Here is a 3,063-nt window from a genome sequence, read left to right as displayed (position 1 = left end):
GTCCAGGCGCCCGCCGCGTCGGCGCCCGCGTCGGCCCCGGCCCAGGCGCCGACCCGGTCGGCGGCCCCCGCCCCGGTGCCGGTCGCGCCCGAGGACGACGTACCGGAGGACGACGACCCGGATCTGGTCGAGAGCGCGCTCAGCGGCCACGACCTGATCGTGCGCGAGCTGGGCGCCACGGTGGTGGAGGAATATACGAACGAGTAGGGCCGCGTCATTGGGGTGCCCGCACGAAGATCCGCCCCGCGTGCGGGCTAGGCTGAGGGCCGTGAAGGTCCTCGTCATCGGCGGCGGCGCCCGCGAACACGCCCTGTGCCGCTCTCTGTCCCTCGACCCCGACGTCACCGCGCTCTACTGCGCCCCCGGTAATGCGGGGATCGCGGAGGTGGCCGAGCTGCGGGAGGTCGACGCGCTCGACGGCGCGGCCGTCGCCGCCCTGGCCGCCGAGCTCGGCGCCGGGCTGGTCGTCGTAGGCCCCGAGGCGCCGCTGGTCGCCGGCGTCGCCGACGCGGTCCGCGCGGCCGGGATCCCCGTCTTCGGCCCGTCGAGCGAGGCGGCGCAGCTGGAGGGCTCCAAGGCCTTCGCCAAGGACGTGATGGCCGAGGCCGGCGTCCCGACGGCCCGCTCCTACGTGTGCACCACGCCCGACGAGGTCGACGACGCGCTGGACGCCTTCGGCGCGCCGTACGTCGTCAAGGACGACGGCCTCGCCGCGGGCAAGGGCGTCGTCGTGACCGAGGACCGGGACGCGGCCCGCGAGCACGCGCTCGCCTGCGACCGGGTGGTCATCGAGGAGTACCTGGACGGCCCCGAGGTCTCGCTCTTCGCCATCACCGACGGCGTCACCGTGCTGCCGCTCCAGCCCGCCCAGGACTTCAAGCGCGCGCTCGACGGCGACCAGGGGCCGAACACCGGCGGCATGGGCGCGTACTCGCCGCTGCCGTGGGCCGACCCCAAGCTGGTCGACGAGGTCCTGGCGACCGTCCTGCAGCCGACCGTGGACGAGCTGCGCCGCCGCGGCACCCCCTTCTCCGGTCTGCTCTACGCCGGCCTGGCGATCACCGGCCGGGGCGTGCGGGTGATCGAGTTCAACGCGCGCTTCGGCGACCCCGAGACCCAGGTCGTCCTCGCCCGGCTGCGTACGCCGCTCGCCGGCGTCCTGCTGCACGCGGCCAACGGCACCCTGGACTCCCAGGAGCCGCTCGGCTGGCGCGAGGACGCGGCCGTCACGGTGGTCGTGGCCTCCCACAACTATCCGGGAACGCCGCGCACCGGCGACCCGATCGAGGGCCTGGCCGAGGTGGCGGAGCAGGACGCCCCCGACGCGTACGTGCTGCACGCCGGGACCCGGCGCGAGGGTGACGCGGTCGTCAGCGCGGGTGGACGGGTGCTGTCGGTGACGGCGACCGGTTCCGACCTGGCGCAGGCCCGGGAGCGGGCGTATAAGGCGGTCTCGCGGATCCGGCTGGCCGGCTCCCAGTACCGTACGGACATCGCCGCCAAGGCGGCCGAAAACAGCTGAGCCGAGGGCATCGGCAGGTCGTGGGCCCGGGCGCGCGGGATGCGCCCGGGCCCACGCGCGTGACTGCGGCCGGGCGCCCTCGACCGCACCCAGCTTTACCCAAAGCCATTCCATCGGGTGATCGATGCGTCGTCCGCCTGACGCCCGGGCACGCCCCAACTATGGTGCGGCGCAAGCATTCCGGCACTTGGCCCACCGGCATTGCGATGTCAGTGGCGGGTGTCACAGTGGGGGAGTGAGCAAAGCCGCCGCAGGGCAGAGGGGGTGAGGTCCGGTCGTGTCCGGAACCGGTTCGATCATCGAGGTGGGCGCGCAGAGCGCGCGCTCGCGGGCCCTCGCCGTGCTGCGGGTGCGCAGCAGGGCGCTGGCCGTCGTGCTGCTCCCCGCCGCCCTCTCCGTGGTCCTGGTGACCGCCCGGGCCACCGGGCGGCTGACGGGCGATCCCTGGCCCGCCGTGACCCTCGCCGTGTGCGGGGTCGCCGTCGTGGTGCTGCTGACCGGCGGGATCGTCGCCGCGGTGGTGCTGCGGGCGAGTCCGGCGGTGACCCCGACGGTGCCGCTGTCGGAGGCCGCCGCCCCCGATCTGTACCGCCTGGTGCGGGACCTGGCCGACCGGCTGGGGGTGCCGCCGCCCTCGGCGATAGCCCTCACGCCGGACTGCGACAGCTGGCTGGAGGACCGCACGCACGTCGCGCACCGGCGCCGGGGCATATCCGCCGGCGCCGCCGGCCCGGAGACCGAGCGCGACGCCGCTCCGGTGCTGGTCATCGGCTCCCCCTTCCTGTGGTGGATGCGGGTCGGCGAGCTGCGGGCGGTCCTCGCCCCGGTCGTCGCCGGTACGGGTCCCTCCGCGCACCCCGACATAGCCGACGCCCGGCGTTTCATCCGCGGTCTGGACGCCGCGGTGGACGTGGGCAACGGCCGGGGGCTGGGCTGGATCGCCCGGCCGGCGAGGCTGCTGCTGCGGCTGTGCCGGGCGGACGCCGCCGAGATGGAGCGCGGGGTCGCCGCGGCCGCCTCGGAGCGGGCCCAGAGCGTGGACTACGGGCTGCGCATCGTGGCACAGGAGCAGGTGGGCCTCGCCTACGCGGGCTGGGACCGGCTGCTGACCCGGGTCGCGCTGCCCGCGTGGCGGATGGGGCGCTGGCCGGCCCATCTGGACGCGGGAGTGGTCTCCGCGCTGACCGAACTGTCCCGTCGCGACCGCCTGGCCGAGGGGTTCGCCTCCCGCCTGGGCGAGCGCCCCGCGTGCGACCTCCTGGAGGAGCCCGGGACGGTGGACGAGGCGGCCTCGCTCCTCGCGGCCCGGCTCTTCCACGGCGGGCCGGCCGAAGCGGGCCCCGACTGGGCGCCCGTGGAGTGGCCGGACTACCCCGAGGAGGTCGTCGACCGCACCTGGCGTGCGGAGGCCTCCCGGCTCCACCGCGCCCTCGACGCACTGGCCGTCCCGGAGAGCGCACCGGCGGGCCGTCCCGGCCCGGCGGCCCGGGCGGCGGAGCCGCTGCCGGCCATGGACCTCACGGCGGGCGGCGGGCCGGACC

At 76.1% G+C, this 3,063-nt stretch carries 2 protein-coding genes and 1 pseudogene; all 3 read left to right on the top strand.

Features of this window, described 5'->3' with window-relative positions:
• A pseudogene (locus GPJ59_RS35045) lies at positions 1-207 on the top strand (DNA polymerase III subunit gamma/tau); the annotation flags it as partial.
• A gap of 61 nt (positions 208-268) precedes the next feature.
• Entirely contained in the window at positions 269-1,522 is a 1,254-nt protein-coding gene (gene purD / locus GPJ59_RS35040; protein ID WP_219672109.1) for a phosphoribosylamine--glycine ligase, read from the top strand.
• Between the two features lie 277 nt (positions 1,523-1,799).
• Positions 1,800-3,063, top strand: a 1,264-nt coding sequence (locus tag GPJ59_RS35035) for a hypothetical protein (RefSeq protein WP_308120663.1), incomplete at its 3' end; no start/stop codon positions are given.

The sequence above is a fragment of the Streptomyces bambusae genome, from assembly GCF_019400985.1.
Lineage (GTDB): Bacteria > Actinomycetota > Actinomycetes > Streptomycetales > Streptomycetaceae > Streptomyces > Streptomyces bambusae_A.
This window is presented reverse-complemented; position numbering and strand designations above follow the sequence as displayed.